This is a genomic window from Pseudomonas fluorescens (assembly GCF_005938625.1).
Taxonomy (GTDB): domain Bacteria; phylum Pseudomonadota; class Gammaproteobacteria; order Pseudomonadales; family Pseudomonadaceae; genus Aquipseudomonas; species Aquipseudomonas fluorescens_BD.
Window position 1 is genome coordinate 40,129 of the sequence record NZ_VCNJ01000030.1, and the last position, 16,006, is coordinate 56,134.

Here is a 16,006-nt window from a genome sequence, read left to right on the forward strand (position 1 = left end):
TTCGATCAAGGGGAGTGCACTACCGGGCTACCGCTAATTGCCCACTATTGATAATTGAGTGGGGGTGATGGAGGAGGACGGCTTGTCCGGCGTCCTTCAGGCACCTGTCGCCGGTATCAAAGATATTGGGATCGAATCAGATCCGTATCGAACGGCGTCAGCCCTTGATCTGGCGCAAATACCGTTTGCGACTGCTGCGCAGAGGCCACTCGTTCGCCCCGGGCTCGCACATGTAATTCAAAAAGTGTTTCGAGATCCGGCCATGGTGTATGCACCAAGGCCCGCAACATCAACGATACACCGCTGAGGTTTTTGTCGACGTTGTTCCACCGGGGAGATGAAGTAAGCCCCAGATCGGCCCAGATCATGCGTCGTTCCTGCAAGTCCATCACGAATGGCAGGCAAATAACTGTGTCGGATGCAATATCGATGCGGTCGAACACGGATCGCGGCTCGAATATTTCACCCGACGCCGTGTCCGCGCGGGCCATCCAGCCAGCGAAGCATTCTGGAAGATCGCAGTAAGGCTGCTCGGTGAATGAGTTGATAGACGTGACGACGTAGCGGATTCCCTTTTCGACCAGAACATCAAGGTCGAGGTCGATGAACTCCGAAGCCCCGTCGGGCGCATCGACGATGTCGCCGCTGTGGTATCCGCCGTACCCTTTCAAGTTGTAGTACGCAACCGTTTCTCTGAACACGAAGTTGGCATCAAAAAATGCGGCGGACAAGTCGATATCCGTACGGCCCCTGCCATTCTTCCACCACAGGAACAGGCGAATAAAACGTGTGTCAGGGATAGGCAACCGGCTGCCTCGCACCAGCGTACGTAGCGACTTCGAAGAGGCGCGCTGCGCTAGCGGCACCCTGTATTCGCGTAATGCCGGATCGATGAAGCAGCGCCCTAGCGGCGGCAGTGACGCAAATCGCTGTACGAGAGCGTCCTCGCAGATTCGGGCTGCATGCGCCAACACTTCAGGTGCAGGAGGCTCTCGGTGATCGTTGATGGCATAGACTTTGGCGAATGAACCTTTCGGAGTGAAGGCGCGCAGGGGCAGGGGGCGCGGTGCACGAACCTGGGCCAGCACCTGCAGCAGGACAGGTGAGGACACTTGTGCCGCAACGGCCTCGAACGCGTCCAGTACAGAGTCGGCTTCCGTCGCGCGGCGCAGGGTCACGTCAAGCCGTCGTGCGAACTCACCAGGTCGGCTTTGTAGTATTGGCACAAGCGTGGCGATGTCACGCTGGACCAGCAATGTTTCGACTCGTGAATTAAATGTGGCGGGCGGTTCGTTTCGACGCGCTGCCGTGATAGCGGCCAGAGCGTGTGGATATTTATCGGCGTAGTCGCCCGGATGCAGTACTTCAGCCAGGCGTTTCCAGCGCTCCGCATGACGCATTACGTCTTCGGCAGCGTTGGATATCTTATCGAGCAGGCGCAAAAACAGACGGCGCATCGAGCGTTTCATCGGTTTGAAACGTGTCGAAGCGGTTGCCAGCGACACGTCTCCTCCGCTCAAGGCGACTGCCAGTCGTAGGACGTCAGTCGCTGTTTCGACATTTCGCTCCAGGAAAGTGTCTACCCGTTTGTCGCCAGCGACATGCAGGATCAGTGCGCCGCCAACCTGTGCACGGACCTCCCGGAACGGGATGGTCTCGGGCAGCAGGCGGAACACATCGCTTTTGTAGTTTCGGATAAACCAGACAACATCGGCCGTTTCCTCTTCGGAGAGCGAGGTGCGCGATGAAACCAGCGGCTCGAGCAGTGACTCAAACTCAGAGACGCTACCCGATTCAATCACCCAGGATATGAAGTTGCCTTCAAGCATCGGAGGACGAGCGTTTTCCGTTGGTGGCAAACGCCGAAGCGTGAGGTAGTGCATGACGGCGTTAAGGTACAGCTCCGCCTCTGGGGCTTTCAGAACCTGCTCGGGAAAGTCTGGATAAAACGGCCTGTGGTGCACATGAGCGCCGGTTCTCCGTCGCAAGACTCTGATAATTTCGCGTAGCCAGTACTTGAGTTCTGTGGCTGACAATGTGCCGATTTTCTCAATCAGAGACTCTGACAGTACACATCGGAACGCCGCGATTTCCTGGACAGCCGACGCGACCTGGGCGCGCGTAGCACCGCCAGAGCCCATCGGGACGTGAACTTTGCTGCGGCGACGCAGGAACAGCTCCTGATTCATGCTTGAATTTCTCCTTTGATCGCCGTCATGGACGATACGCAGCAGCGTGTCTACAGCAGATGTAAAAACGCCTGCAAGAAGCAGGCGCAGTGTGGAGAGCGAAACCCCTAGGTCATAGGAGGTTTAGAAGGAAGGTGTTCCATAGCCACGGCGGCATTCTACGTAAGGTTGTCTCTGTTTGTCAGGTGGTCGCCTGTCTCAACGGTAACAAGCTGCTTCACCAGAAGAATGGGTAATACCGATTAGCCTCAATCAGGGATTCGGCTACGCAATATCAGTCCGGTATCGGACAACCGTTGAGACATGTCCTGCAGGTTGGTGAACTCGATGTCATTCACACGCTGCCACGCAGGTCGGTGGAGGGAGAACTTGCCGTCGCTCAAGCGAGTGATCGCAGTGCGCTGAAGCATGCCTTGCTTGCTGCGATGAATCAGGGTGTAGGCATCTCCGGTTTTCTTGACCAGATACATACCGCGCCGATACAGCAGATTTTCCAGCGTCACTTCACTCCAGTTCGCCTCGGGTGCCTGAACTTTCAAGCGCAAGTCGGCGCGCAGAAGGTCCGGATTTCCTTGCCTGACAGTGCCACCGGGCGAGCTGCCGCGTGGGACTTCAATACCCGGATCGACATCCACACCCAGCTCTTCACCGGCGCCGACTTCATCGATTCGCAGGCCGATTCCTCCCTTCAATTCGCTGATGCCAAGCAGTCCTCTGAAGCTGTTGGTGTTGTGAGCATCCGTCACCACGATCCACTTCTTCGGGCTGTTGAGGTAAACGTCGCCGGTCATGATGTCATTGGTCAGGTAGGTGCTCATCATTTGTTCGTCGACGGAAGGCAGCGGGGTTTTCATTTTGTAGCTCGCGGCGCAGTCGATCGCCTGGACCCGAACCCCGTTCGCTCGCGCAACCTGGACCAGTTCCAGTGGGTTGAATCGACCGCCAGGATCGGTGCCGAGGCTGTTCAGGTAATTGCGTAAATCCACGGTAATCTGGCCGCTGGTGAAGTAGCGGTTCAGTTCAACCTGAGCGAAGTCACTGAGCAACCCGCGCATGTAGAGGGTTTTCGCGTGGCGGGCCAGCGCCGGCATGCTTTCAATCAGAAAACGCAGGCTGGCGATGCGATCAAGGGTTTCTCCCACCACCAGCCCTGAAGCACTTTCAAAAATTTCATCGACAAGTTCGGTCAGTGGCATCAGGCGGTTGATCCCGGGTATTGCCGGTCGCGCAGGCTGAATAATCCACGGCAGGTTCCTGAAAAAGCCTCGGGCTGAACTCTGCAAGAGCTGGCGCTTACCGGCGGCGTACAACTCGAACGGGTCATCCATGCCAAAACCGCCGGCCCCATCGGGCTGCAACTGGGCATGGGTTTCGTTGAGGTTCAACGCCCAGGCTTTAAGCGAACGGCGCACAAGCGGGTCGATGTCGTAGGCACTGGTCACCGGACGCGGGGGCCGTGATGTCGGGGGTTGCGGTTCTGCCGCTGGTTGCACGGGCGTCTCCGGTGATGCAGGTTCGAAGGTATCGAGTTCGATATCAGGGGCGCATGGCTTGCCCATGCATTGGCCTCCACCTCTGAGCCCCAGTGCTGACATGCGCTCCCATTCACCTTCGCCATTGAGGCGGATCGGCAAGGCGTGGACGAGCTGGTTGGGACGCTCCGGGTCGACGATTGCCCAGTCGCCACTGCCGCGAGAGTTGGCGAAGTAGCGCACGTAGTACGGCGCGTCATTCATCAGAATGGCATAGGGAGGATCAGAGTCGAGACGGTAGATACCGTGGAATTTCCCGGACTCCTCGCCGAGTGCTGTGCCATCGAGCAGCTCGTTGCATTGATAGCGTTCGGGCACCGGTGGCGGTGGGGCGTTCTGCGCCGGGACCAGCACTGTTTCATCAAGATTCGGCACGGTGATGTCGATATCGTCCGGCACCATGATCTGCGGTGGGGTGCCGGCCTCGGCGTCAGGATTCAAGGCTTCGCTGTACTCGGCCATTTCTGCGGCCTCTGCCGCCTCGACCTCGGCGCCAATCTCCAGCATCGGCCCGGTGCCGATCAGCAATGGAAGGTTGAATAACAGGTTGATGCCACTCAATACCGCACCCAGCACGCCGGCCTTGCGTTCGGCGTTAGTCTTGCCGTTTTGTGCCTGATCGATATTCAGCCCCATGCTCGCGACGGTGGCACCAATCACCGGCAACGCCAGCGGCCAACCGACAGTGGCCATCGGTCCAAACACCTTGAGTCCCGCACTCAGATAACCGATCCACAGCTTTTTGCGCAGATCACCATTCGATGTCAGGGACAGGTGGGCTTCTGCGAACATTGCCTGGCGGGTCGAGTCGCGCAGCCAACTGAATGCATCAACGGTCAGCACCAGGTTTGTACGGTTGATCAGGTGATGGTCGGCCCGGCCCCAGGTGCCCACCAGCCGATTCATCAGATCGCTAATGTTCTCGCTCATGTGCTGACGATCAGCGAGGGCAAAATGATTCAGGAAGGTCGCGCGGCGTTTTGCGTCGTTCAACTGATCCAGCACCCACCAATGCAGGTCGGCAACCGTTTCCTTGACCACAAATGCCTCGGTTTCATTGGGCAAATAGATAATCTGCCGGCCGGCGGGGTCGACGATGCGCAGCAGTTGCGTGGCGACATGCCCGTCAACGTCGAAGGCGCAAACATCTCCCGTTGGTGTGTGACTCGCTTGCAGCATGCTCAGGGTTATCGGCCAGCTGACAGGCCCCACCACCGAGTCCACCACCCATTGGAAGTCACTGCCGGTGAGTTGCCCAAGATCCAGAGCCTGTACCGCACGGCTAAGGAAATTGCACTTGGCCAGGGTGCGGAAATCTTCGCCGTGACTGTTCCAGAAGTCCGTCAAAATGGCAGTGTAGTGCCCACTGAAATCGAGGTTCCAGAACGCCTTCAAAACCTCATTGCCATGCAGGCGCACCTGGTTCTTTTCGTCGAAATTCTCGCCCTGTGGACCTTCCGTGTAGAAGCCACCGTACAGATCGAGAAGATCGGCGTTGTCCTGGTCGGTGGCGCGAAAACGATGAATCACCAACTGCGTCAGGGTCATCGATTCGTAGGGTTTTTCGCGGATGTGCTCCCAGCCGGTAAACGATCGGGTGCTGCTCTGGGCCGTCTTGAAACGATGGAAATAAACCTGATCCGGATCAAGGCTGGACAGGTCTTTGGCTTCCAGCAGATCACGGGCCGCTTCATGGGCGGCGTCCTGCAGGCCGGGGCAGTTCTGCACGACGGTATACGCGATTCGCTTCAGAGCCGCTTTGTCTGCCGCGTTTGGCAGAGGACTTTGCTGGGTGGCGTACATGCTTTCTCCATCCTTGAGAAATGAAGGCCGAGCATGGCCGATTCGCTCAAGGGGAGTGCACTACATATGTACCGCACATGATCGTTGGAAATGTGTCGGGGTCAGCGCCGGGCCACGTCGGAAAAGTAGAACTTGTCGAGGGTGTGCCGCGATTCGGTGTACTCGAACTGACGACCGTCCTGGAGGAAGGTCTGGTTGCTGACCACGATCACATGGCTCTGACCGTCGAGGTCCAGGTGCAGTTGATCGTCCTTGCTGCGCGGCACCGCTTCGATGGTGCGTTGGGCATAGGCAATTTGTAACTGCAGGGTCTGTTCGATATGCGCATAGATCGATTGCTCGGCGATATCGAGGGACAGCCCGGGAATCACTTCGCTGACGAAGTGGTTGATGTCGAGGATGACCCGTTTACCGTCGATCCGCCGTACGCGCTTGATCCGCGTGATGAGGCTGCCGGGTTCGGCATGGATGTGTTCGAGCAGGGCGCCTTCGAGCGGGATCTGGCTCAGTTCGACCACTTCAGTGCTGACGTCGTTGCCCAGACGCGGGTAGGTCTCCTGAAAACTGACGATGCCGCCCAGCTGAAACTCGATCGGATTGGTCGAAAGCACAAAGGTGCCCTTGCCGTGGATTTTCTGCGCAAAGCCGCGTTCCTGAAGCAGTTCGATAGCCTTGCGCACCGTGCCACGGCTGGCCTGATAGCTGTCCATCAGTTCGGTTTCTGAAGGCAGACGGGCGCCGCGCTCCAGACGCTCAGTCGTGATGCTGGCCAGCAGATCGCTATAGATCTGGTTGTATTTGCTCATGGGTAGGCTCGGTGCCGACAGTGCTCAAAGCCACGAACCTTAAGGCCAGGGTAGGGCTTTGTCCATGTGGACGATGGAAATCACCTTAGGGCTGAGTAGGAAAATTCGTCTTCGGTCTGGCGGGAATATACATAAACAAACTCGTCTGTACGAGTTGTTGCATTAACTCGTACAGACGAGTATTTTTCGCTTCGGCGTGCTGCCAATAACAACAATCCACAGCGGAAGAACAAGCATGAGCCACGACTATCCGAACATTGCCAGGCAATTGCTGCACAGCCTCGGTGGCAGCGAAAACCTCGAACAGGCCGCCCATTGCGTCACGCGGTTGCGGCTGGCCCTGAAGGACCCGAGCCTGGTCGACACTGCCACGCTCAATCAGATCGATCTGGTCAAAGGCTCGTTCTTCACCGGCGGCCTGTATCAGGTGGTAATCGGTCCGGGCGAAGTGGAAAAGGTCTATGCCGAATTGCGTCGCCAGACCGGTCTCGCGGCGTCGACCATTGCTGACGTCAAGCAGAAAAGCGCCGAAAAGATCAACGCCATGCAGCGGCTGGTGCGAGTGTTTTCCGACGTGTTCATGCCGATCCTGCCGGCGCTGATCATTGCCGGCCTGTTGATGGGCATCAACAATCTGCTCGGCGCCAAAGGCATGTTCATCGAAGGGCAAACCCTGCTCGATGCCTATCCGAAACTCGACGGGCTGTGGAGCCTGATCAACCTGATGGCCAACACCTCGTTCGTGTTTTTGCCGGCGCTGGTGGGCTGGTCAGCGGCCAAACGCTTTGGCGGCAGCGAGATCCTCGGCATTGTGCTCGGCCTGATGCTGGTGCACCCCGATCTGCTCAACGCCTGGAACTACGGCAAGGCCGTGGCCGGGCTGGACGGGCAGCAGTTGCCGTACTTCGACATTCTCGGGTTGTTCCAGGTGGAAAAAGTCGGTTATCAGGGGCAGATCCTGCCGATTCTGCTGGCCGCCTATGTGATGAGCGTCATCGAAAAATGGCTGCGCGCGCGCGTGCCCAACGCCATTCAATTGCTTGTGGTGCCGATCACCACCATCGTCGTTACGGGCGTGCTGGCGCTGGCGGTGATCGGCCCGGTGACTCGCCACATCGGCATCTTCATCACCGAAGGCCTGGTCATGTTGTTTGACCTGGCGCCGATGGTGGGTGGAGCGATTTTCGGTCTTCTGTATGCGCCGCTGGTGATCACCGGCATGCACCACATGTTTCTCGCGGTCGACCTGCAATTGATCTCGACCCAAGGCGGTACCTTTATCTGGCCGATGATCGTCATGTCCAACCTCGCTCAGGGCAGTGCTGCATTGGCGGTGTTCTGGATGACCCGTAATGCGCGGGACAAGAGCATGGCGTCGACCTCGGCGATTTCCGCCTACTTCGGTATCACCGAGCCAGCGATGTTCGGCGTCAATCTGCGCTACAAGTTTCCGTTTTACGCCGCGTTGACGGGCTCGGCGCTGGGCTGTGTGTTTCTGTCGTTGAACAAGGTTCAGGCCTCGGCCATCGGCGTCGGCGGCCTGCCAGGATTCATCTCGATCATTCCGCAGTACATCCCGATGTTTGTGCTGGGGATGCTGATTGCCATGCTCGTGCCGTTTGTTCTGACCTGTGCATTGAGCATGAAGATTGTCCGGCCCGGTTATCGCGTTGCCTGAATCGATCTGTAGGAGCTGCCGAAGGCTGCGATCTTTTGATCTTGCCTCTCAAAGTCAAAAGATCGCAGCCTTCGGCAGCTCCTACAGAGCTCGTAAAATTCAAGAGGGAAATGCGCCATGCAAGACTGGCAACGTTCGGTGATCTACCAGATTTATCCGAAGAGCTTTCATAGCCACGCCGGCAACCCGACAGGTGATCTGCTCGGTATCGTCGCCAAGCTCGACTACCTGCACTGGCTGGGTGTCGACTGCTTGTGGATCACGCCATTCCTGCGTTCGCCGCAACGCGATAACGGCTACGACATCAGCGATTACTACGCCATCGATCCGAGCTACGGCAGCATGGCCGATTGTGAATTGCTGATCGCCGAAGCGGGTAAGCGCGGGATCAAGCTGATGCTCGACATCGTGGTCAATCACACCTCGATCGAACACGTCTGGTTCCAGCAGGCGCGCAGCAGCCTCGACAACCCTTACCGTGATTTCTACATCTGGCGCGATCAGCCAAACAACTGGGAATCCAAATTCGGCGGTTCCGCCTGGGAGTACGAAGCCCAGACCGGTCAGTATTACCTGCACCTGTTCGACCACACCCAGGCCGACCTGAATTGGGACAACCCCCAGGTGCGCGCCGAAGTGTTCCGGATGATGCAGTTCTGGCGGGACAAGGGTGTGGGTGGTTTTCGTCTGGACGTGATCAATCTGATCTCCAAGCCGGAGGACTTTCCCGAGGACAGCAGCGATGGCCGACGCTTTTATACCGATGGGCCGAATGTCCACGCGTACTTGCAGCAGATGCACCGCGAGGTCTTCGAAGGGCACGACCTGATCAATGTCGGCGAGATGTCATCGACCAGCCTCGAACACTGCATTCGTTATTCGAATCCGCAGTCGAAAGAACTGTCGATGACCTTCAACTTTCACCACTTGAAAGTCGATTATCCGAACTTGCAGAAGTGGGTGCGCGCCGATTTCGATTTCCTTCAGCTGAAGAAAATTCTGTCTGACTGGCAGACCGGCATGCAGGCCGGTGGTGGCTGGAACGCGCTGTTCTGGTGTAACCACGATCAACCGCGAGTGGTCTCGCGCTTCGGCCATGACGGCGAATACCGCGAACTCTCGGCGAAGATGCTCGGCACTGCGCTGCATTTTCTCCAGGGCACGCCGTTCGTGTATCAGGGCGAAGAGTTGGGCATGACCAATCCGGGGTTCGAATCGATCGAGCATTATCGCGATGTCGAGACGCTGAACATCTTTCGCCTTAAGCGCGAGGCCGGCAGCAGCGATGCCGACAACATGGCGGCGATCATGCAGAAGTCCCGCGATAACGGTCGCACGCCGATGCACTGGGACGCTGGGCCGAACGCCGGTTTCAGCAGCGTCGAGCCGTGGATCGGTGTGCCGGCCAATGCTGCGCAGATCAACGTCGCCCATCAACTCGACGACCCGGACTCGGTGTTGCATCACTACCGCCGTCTTATCGCGCTGCGCCGCAGCGAATCGTTGATCACCGACGGGCTGTACCAACAATTACTGCCTGAACATCCGCAGGTCTGGGCGTATGTGCGTGAAGGTGACGCCGAACGTTTGCTGGTGGTGAACAACTTCTACGGAACAACCTGTGAAGTGCAGTTGCCATCGACGGTCATCAGCGAGTCGATGAGTCAGCGTCTATTGATCAGCAATTATCCGGACGGGCCATTGCACAAGCGCCAGATGACGTTGCGGCCTTACGAGTCATTCGTTCTGCACCTGATCGATCCCTGACCTTTAACTAGAAAAACCAGCTTGCAAAAAAACACGCAGAGCACTGCGCGGGGGATTTCTGCGCGCCGAATTCATGCAACCAGACAATAAAAACAATGGGGTGGCTTATGAAAACAACAATAAATCGCAGCCTTGCAGTCGCAGGTTTTTGCCTGGCCTTACCGCCGACTTCACAAGCGCTGGAGTTTGGCGGCTATTTGCGCAGCGGTGTCGGCACGTCGGTCAACAGCAGCGGTCAGTCGTGCTTCCAGTTACCCGGTGCGCAGACCAAATATCGTCTGGGGAACGAGTGCGAGCAGTACGGTGAGCTGGAGTTGCGCCAGGATCTGTACACCCTCGACGACGGTTCGGTCCTGAGTGTCGACGGCATGGCCTCGCTGTATAACCGCTACGACCGCAGCCCCACGTTCAAAGACGACAATGGTTCGATACGCTTGCCGCAAGCCTATGCACAGTGGTCGGCAATGCCCGCGCTCAATGGCGGTTCACTCTGGGCCGGGCGCCGTTACTACAAACGTAATGACATCCACATCTCTGATTTCTATTACTGGAACCAGAGCGCCACCGGGGGCGGGGTCGAAGACGTATTGATCGGCGACCTTAAATACAGCTACGCCTTCTCGCGCAAGGACAACCTGTACCAGAAGGACTACATCAATCGGCATGACTTCAACGTCGCCGGTTTCAAGACCAACCCGGGCGGTGAGCTGGAGTTCGGTTTGAGTTATATCGACAAACCCGACAGCCGCGATGCCCACCGAGGCTGGGCGATCACCACGCAACATGTGCAAACGGATTTTTTCGGCGGCAAGAACAAACTGGCGCTGCAATACGGTGAGGGGCCAGGCACCGGGCTGGGCTACACCGGCAACGTCAAACTGGACGACAGCAATAAAAGTTACCGGATCGTCGAGTTTTTCGACTGGCAGGTGACCCCGCGTTTTGGCGGTCAGATCGAGGCGGTGTATCAGAAAGACATTCGTCCGGACGGGGCGGATCAGAACTGGATTTCCTTGGGTGTCCGGCCTGCCTACGCGCTCAGTGAACAGTTCAAACTGGTCACCGAACTGGGTCACGATCAAGTCGAAGCGCCGGGCGGCACGCGCAAGCTGAGCAAGTTCACGTTTGCCCCGACCTGGTCGCCCAAAGGCCCGGAGTTCTGGGCGCGTCCCGAGGTGCGTCTGTATTACACGTACGCCACCTGGAACGAGGCAGCCAAACGTGCGGCCAATGAACTGGCGAAAGGCTCGGCACTGTCTGACACCGGCGCTTTCGGCACGGCTCGCCACGGTGCGAATGTCGGATTGCAGGTCGAATACTGGTGGAAATAAGCGATGCTGATGGAGCATCGCGCTCCATCGGCACTTCAAAGCATAAAACTGCAGGTGACGTCATGGCCACACCCCAACAATTGCAACTGCTGGCGCCCTTGTCCGGTGTCCTGATCGCGCTTGAGCAAGTTCCCGATCCGGTGTTTTCCGGGCGCGTGATCGGCGACGGTCTGTGTATCGACCCGACCTCTTCGACCCTTTGCGCGCCTTTGGCCGGGGTCATCAGCAACGTGCAGGCCAGCGGGCATGCCGTGAGCATCACCGATGACAACGGCGTTCAGGTGTTGATGCACATCGGCCTGGACACGGTGAACCTCGGCGGCCAAGGCTTCACTCGCCTGGTCGAAGAGGGACAGCGGGTTGTGCCTGGACAGGCGCTGATCGAGTTCGATGCCGATTACATTGCCCGACATGCGCGCAGCCTGATGACGTTGATGTTGGTGGTCAGCGCTGAGCCGTTTACCTGGCTGGTCGCTTCGAGCGGACGGGTCGAAAGCGGTCAGCCGTTGCTTGAAATAGCCAGCACGCCGGCACTCAGTGAGGAAGCAGTGGCGTCAGAGGGGCAGGCTGTTTTCTCGCAACCATTGAAACTGCCCAACCCCAATGGTCTGCACGCGCGCCCGGCGGCAGTGTTCGCGCAAGCGGCGAAGGACTTCACGGCAAAGATTTACCTGCATAAGCAGCAGGCTCAAGCCAACGCCAAATCCCTGGTGGCGATCATGGCGTTGCAAACTGCTTTTGGCGACAGCGTGCGGCTCAGTGCAGTGGGCGAAGACGCTGACGCTGCGATCGAAGCGTTGACCCGGCTCCTGGCCGAGGGCTGCGGTGAAACGGTAACGGCAGTGGCGCCCGCCGAGGTCGTCGTCACGGAGGCGCTGACGCTTCTGCGGGGCATCTGTGCGTCACCCGGTTCGGCATTAGGCCAAGTGGTGCAGATCAGCGAACCGGTCTTCGACGTCAGCGAATTCGGCGGCGGAGCGGACGTCGAGCGCGAAGCCCTTGCCAATGCCCTGATCGAAGCCGATCTGGCCTTGCAGCATTTGCGTGATACCGCTGGTGGTGAAGCCGAAGCCGAGATATTCAAAGCTCATCAGGAACTGCTCGAAGATCCGGGTCTGCTCGATCAGGCGCAAGCGTTGATCGACGAGGGCAAAAGCGCGGCCTTCGCCTGGCGCGCCGCCACTGAAGAAACCGCGATCATGTTTCGCCAACTCGGCAGTGCACTGCTGGCCGAACGGGCGGCGGATCTGACCGATGTCGGGCGCCGCGTGCTCAAGCTGCTTCTTGGGATTGGCGATCAGACGCTGGAGCTGCCGCAAGGGTGCATTCTGATTGCCGATCAGCTGACGCCGTCGCAGACCGCCGCTATCGATACCGGCAAGGTACTGGGTTTCGCTACGGTGGGGGGCGGCGCGACCAGTCACGTGGCGATTCTCGCCCGCGCCTGTGGCCTGCCATCGATCTGTGGGGTGCCAGTGCAAATGCTCGCGCTGAGCAATGGCACTCAAGTATTGCTTGAGGCCGACAAGGGCGAGCTGCATGTGCATCCGGACTCAGCGGCGATCAAACAATGGCAGGCGCGCCACGCGCAACAGCGCCAACGCCACGAGCATGAACTGGCCAACGCAACGCTCGCCGCGCGAACCCGTGACGGCCATCACGTCGAGGTGTCGGCCAACGTCGCCTCATTGTCTGAAACCGAGCAGGCCATGGCTTTGGGAGGCGCGGGCGTCGGCCTGCTGCGTTCGGAATTTCTCTATCTGGGGCGCAATCACGCGCCGAGCCATGACGAGCAGGTTGCCACCTACGGCGCCATCGCCCGCTGCGTGGGACCTGCGCACAATCTGGTGGTGCGCACCCTCGATGTCGGCGGCGACAAACCGCTGGCCTATGTGCCGATGGACAGCGAAACCAACCCGTTCCTCGGCGTGCGCGGCATTCGTTTGTGCCTGGAGCGCCCGCAATTATTGCGTGAACAGTTCCGCGCCATGCTCGGCTGCTGCGATCTGACTCGTTTGCACATCATGTTGCCGATGGTCACGCAATTGTCGGAGCTGCGTCTGGCGCGGCAGATGCTCGACGAGGAAATAGCGGCGCTTGGGCTAACGCAACGGCCGAAGCTGGGGATCATGATCGAAGTACCGGCGGCGGCGCTGATGGCGGATCTGTTTGCGCCGCTGGTGGATTTCTTCTCGATCGGCACCAATGACCTGACGCAATACACCTTGGCCATGGATCGCGATCATCCGCGCCTGGCCAGTCAGGCGGACAGTTTTCATCCCTCGGTATTGCGCCTGATCGCCATGACCGTGAAGGCCGCGCATGACCATGGGAAGTGGGTCGGTGTGTGCGGGGCGATGGCCTCTGAACGTCTGGCGGTACCGCTGTTGCTGGGGTTGGGTGTGGACGAACTGTCGGTGAGCGTGCCGATGATTGCCCCGGTCAAGGCAACGGTGCGTGAGCTTGCGCTGGCGGACTGTCAGGTCATCGCCCAACAGGTGCTCGGTCTGGAAAGTGCCGGGCAGGTGCGCGAGGCGTTGCAGCTCTTTCACGAGGCAACCGTCGATACTTTACGGGTTCTGGAGAACTGAAGATGTTCGATCAATTGCAGAAGGCATTCTGGAAAGCCTTGACCCCGGATCTGGTCGCGGACACACCGATAGCAGCGGCCGAGCCGACCGACGGATTGAGCGTCGATATCGTCGCGGCGCTGGGCGGTGTGGATAACCTGAAGTCGCAGCAACCGCTGGCGTTGACGCGGGTGCGGGTGGTGTTGCGTGATGTTTCGCACATGGACCAACACGCGTTAAGCGCCGCCGGTGTCTCGGGTGTGATGCCCTTGGCGGACGGCGTGGTGCACCTTATTACCGGGCTGCGATCTTAAGTCGGCAGGTGATGTGCGGCCTCAGGTCGCCCTTACTGTTTCTCAACCGCAGGTGTATCGTATTCGCCTTTTGCAGGCCTCAGGGCCTGTCGCTGATACGTGAGGTAGTTGAGTTCATGTCCTTTACCCGTCGCCAAATCCTCGGTGGCCTGGCCGGTCTTGTTGTCGTTGGCGTTGGTGCGGGAGGCGCGTCGCGTTATTGGCTCGGCAAAATGGCCGACGCCGAGGCGGGCCACGACTATGAACTGATCGCTGCGCCGCTGGACGTCGAACTGGTGCCGGGGCACAAGACCGAGGCCTGGGCATTCGGTCCGTCGGCGCCGGGCACCGAGTTGCGTGTGCGCCAGGGTGAGTGGCTGCGGGTGCGCTTCATCAACCACTTGCCGGTGGCGACCACTATTCACTGGCACGGCATTCGTTTGCCGCTGGAGATGGACGGCGTGCCGTACGTGTCGCAGCTGCCGGTGTTGCCGGGCGAGTACTTCGACTACAAATTCCGCGTGCCGGACGCCGGCAGCTACTGGTATCACCCGCACGTCAGCAGCAGCGAAGAACTCGGGCGCGGACTGGTCGGGCCACTGATTATCGAAGAGCGTGAGCCGACCGGCTTCAAGTACGAAAAGACCTTGAGCCTGAAAAACTGGCACATCGATGATGAAGGCAATTTCGTCGAATTCAGCATTCCCCGTGAAGCGGCACGTGGCGGCACGGCGGGGCGGTTGTCGACCATCAACGGCATGCCGACCCCGGTCATCGAACTGCCTGCGGGGCAAATCACTCGAGTGCGTTTGCTCAATCTCGATAACACCCTGACTTATCGCATCAACATTCCCGGTGTTGAAGCGCAGATCTATGCGCTGGACGGCAACCCGGTCGAGCCGCGGCCATTGGGCAAGGAATACTGGCTGGGTCCGGGCATGCGCATTTGCCTGGCGATCAAGGCGCCGGCGGCGGGCGAAGAATTGTCGCTGCGCAACGGACCGGTACGTCTGGGCACGCTGCGTTCAGTGGCCAATAACGATGCACCGACCGACTGGCCGAAAGCGCTGCCAGCCAATCCGGTCGCGGAACCGGACCTGGCCAATGCCGAGAAACTCAACTTCAATTTCGAATGGGTCGGCTCGGTGTCGGTCAACGTCGACAACGGCAGGCCGCCGAGTCTGTGGCAGATCAACGGCAAGGCTTGGGACATCACCGACAAAACCTGTGCCGACCGACCGATTGCCAGCCTGAAACTAGGGCAGAGCTACATCTTCGAATTGAAGAACATGACCCAGTATCAGCACCCGATCCACCTGCACGGGATGAGTTTCAAGGTGATCGCATCGAACCGGCACAAGATCATTCCGTACTTCACCGATACTTATTTGTTGGGCAAGAACGAGCGCGCGCAAGTGGCGCTGGTGGCTGATAATCCGGGGGTGTGGATGTTCCATTGCCACGTGATCGACCATATGGAAACCGGCCTGATGGCCGCCATCGAGGTGAAGTGATGCGCCAGATTCGTCCTGCGGCGATCATCGACCGCAGCCGTGACCGCGACTTCATGCGCGCAGCCCTGGAACTCGCCGCGCAAGGCGCGGTGCTGGGTGAAGTGCCGGTGGGCGCGGTGCTGGTGCAGGACGGCGAGATCATCGGGCGTGGCTTCAATTGCCCGATCAGCACCAGCGACCCGAGTGCTCACGCGGAAATGGTCGCCATTCGCGCGGCCGCGCAGGCGCTGGATAACTATCGTCTGCCGGGCAGCACGCTGTATGTGACGCTGGAACCGTGCAGCATGTGCGCCGGGCTGATCGTGCATTCGCGGGTGGCGCGGGTGGTGTATGGCGCGCTGGAGCCGAAGGCGGGGATTGTGCAGAGTCAGGGGCAGTTTTTCACCCAGGGCTTTTTGAATCACCGGGTGTTGTATGAAGGCGGGGTGTTGGCGGAGGAGTGTAGCGCGGTGCTGACCGAATTCTTCCGCGCCCGGAGAGCCAAAAGCCCCTCACCCTAACCCTCCCGAAACGTCGGACCGCC

At 59.0% G+C, this 16,006-nt stretch carries 10 protein-coding genes; 7 read left to right on the forward strand and 3 right to left on the reverse strand.

Features of this window, described 5'->3' with window-relative positions:
- Positions 1–116 precede the first annotated feature (116 nt).
- The 3 genes from FGA82_RS19825 to treR form a co-directional block, all read right to left on the reverse strand.
- Positions 117–2,189: a TerD family protein gene (locus FGA82_RS19825; protein WP_141128395.1), complete on the reverse strand. Its 2,073-nt coding sequence runs from the start codon at positions 2,187–2,189 to the stop codon at positions 117–119.
- A 248-nt stretch (positions 2,190–2,437) separates the two neighbouring features.
- On the reverse strand, positions 2,438–5,524 hold the full coding sequence (locus FGA82_RS19830; RefSeq protein WP_141128396.1) for a membrane-targeted effector domain-containing toxin: 3,087 nt from the start codon (positions 5,522–5,524) through the stop codon (positions 2,438–2,440).
- Positions 5,525–5,625: 101 nt separating this feature from the next.
- Entirely contained in the window at positions 5,626–6,330 is a 705-nt protein-coding gene (treR, locus tag FGA82_RS19835) for a trehalose operon repressor (protein ID WP_034156275.1), read from the reverse strand.
- A 235-nt stretch (positions 6,331–6,565) separates the two neighbouring features.
- Here treR and treP point away from each other — a divergent pair, with 235 nt between their 5' ends.
- From treP to tadA, 7 genes are all read left to right on the forward strand, one after another.
- Positions 6,566–8,008, forward strand: a complete 1,443-nt coding sequence (gene treP / locus FGA82_RS19840; RefSeq protein WP_141128397.1) for a PTS system trehalose-specific EIIBC component — start codon at positions 6,566–6,568, stop codon at positions 8,006–8,008.
- 117 nt (positions 8,009–8,125) lie between these two features.
- Positions 8,126–9,775 (forward strand): alpha,alpha-phosphotrehalase, encoded by a 1,650-nt coding sequence (gene treC / locus FGA82_RS19845; RefSeq protein WP_141128398.1) that lies wholly within the window; start codon positions 8,126–8,128, stop codon positions 9,773–9,775.
- A gap of 107 nt (positions 9,776–9,882) precedes the next feature.
- The gene (locus FGA82_RS19850) at positions 9,883–11,106 is read left to right on the forward strand and encodes a maltoporin (RefSeq protein ID WP_141128399.1); all 1,224 of its coding nucleotides are present in this window, start codon (positions 9,883–9,885) and stop codon (positions 11,104–11,106) included.
- 62 nt (positions 11,107–11,168) lie between these two features.
- The gene (gene ptsP, locus FGA82_RS19855; RefSeq protein WP_141128400.1) at positions 11,169–13,697 is read left to right on the forward strand and encodes a phosphoenolpyruvate--protein phosphotransferase; all 2,529 of its coding nucleotides are present in this window, start codon (positions 11,169–11,171) and stop codon (positions 13,695–13,697) included.
- Positions 13,698–13,699: 2 nt separating this feature from the next.
- Positions 13,700–13,990, forward strand: a complete 291-nt coding sequence (locus FGA82_RS19860) for a PTS transporter subunit EIIB (RefSeq protein ID WP_141128401.1) — start codon at positions 13,700–13,702, stop codon at positions 13,988–13,990.
- 116 nt (positions 13,991–14,106) lie between these two features.
- Complete coding sequence (locus FGA82_RS19865) at positions 14,107–15,483, forward strand: multicopper oxidase family protein (protein WP_141128402.1); 1,377 nt, start codon at positions 14,107–14,109, stop codon at positions 15,481–15,483.
- On the forward strand, positions 15,483–15,983 hold the full coding sequence (gene tadA / locus FGA82_RS19870) for a tRNA adenosine(34) deaminase TadA (protein WP_141128403.1): 501 nt from the start codon (positions 15,483–15,485) through the stop codon (positions 15,981–15,983). The genes FGA82_RS19865 and tadA overlap by 1 nt, the downstream gene beginning before the upstream one ends.
- Positions 15,984–16,006: the final 23 nt, after the last annotated feature.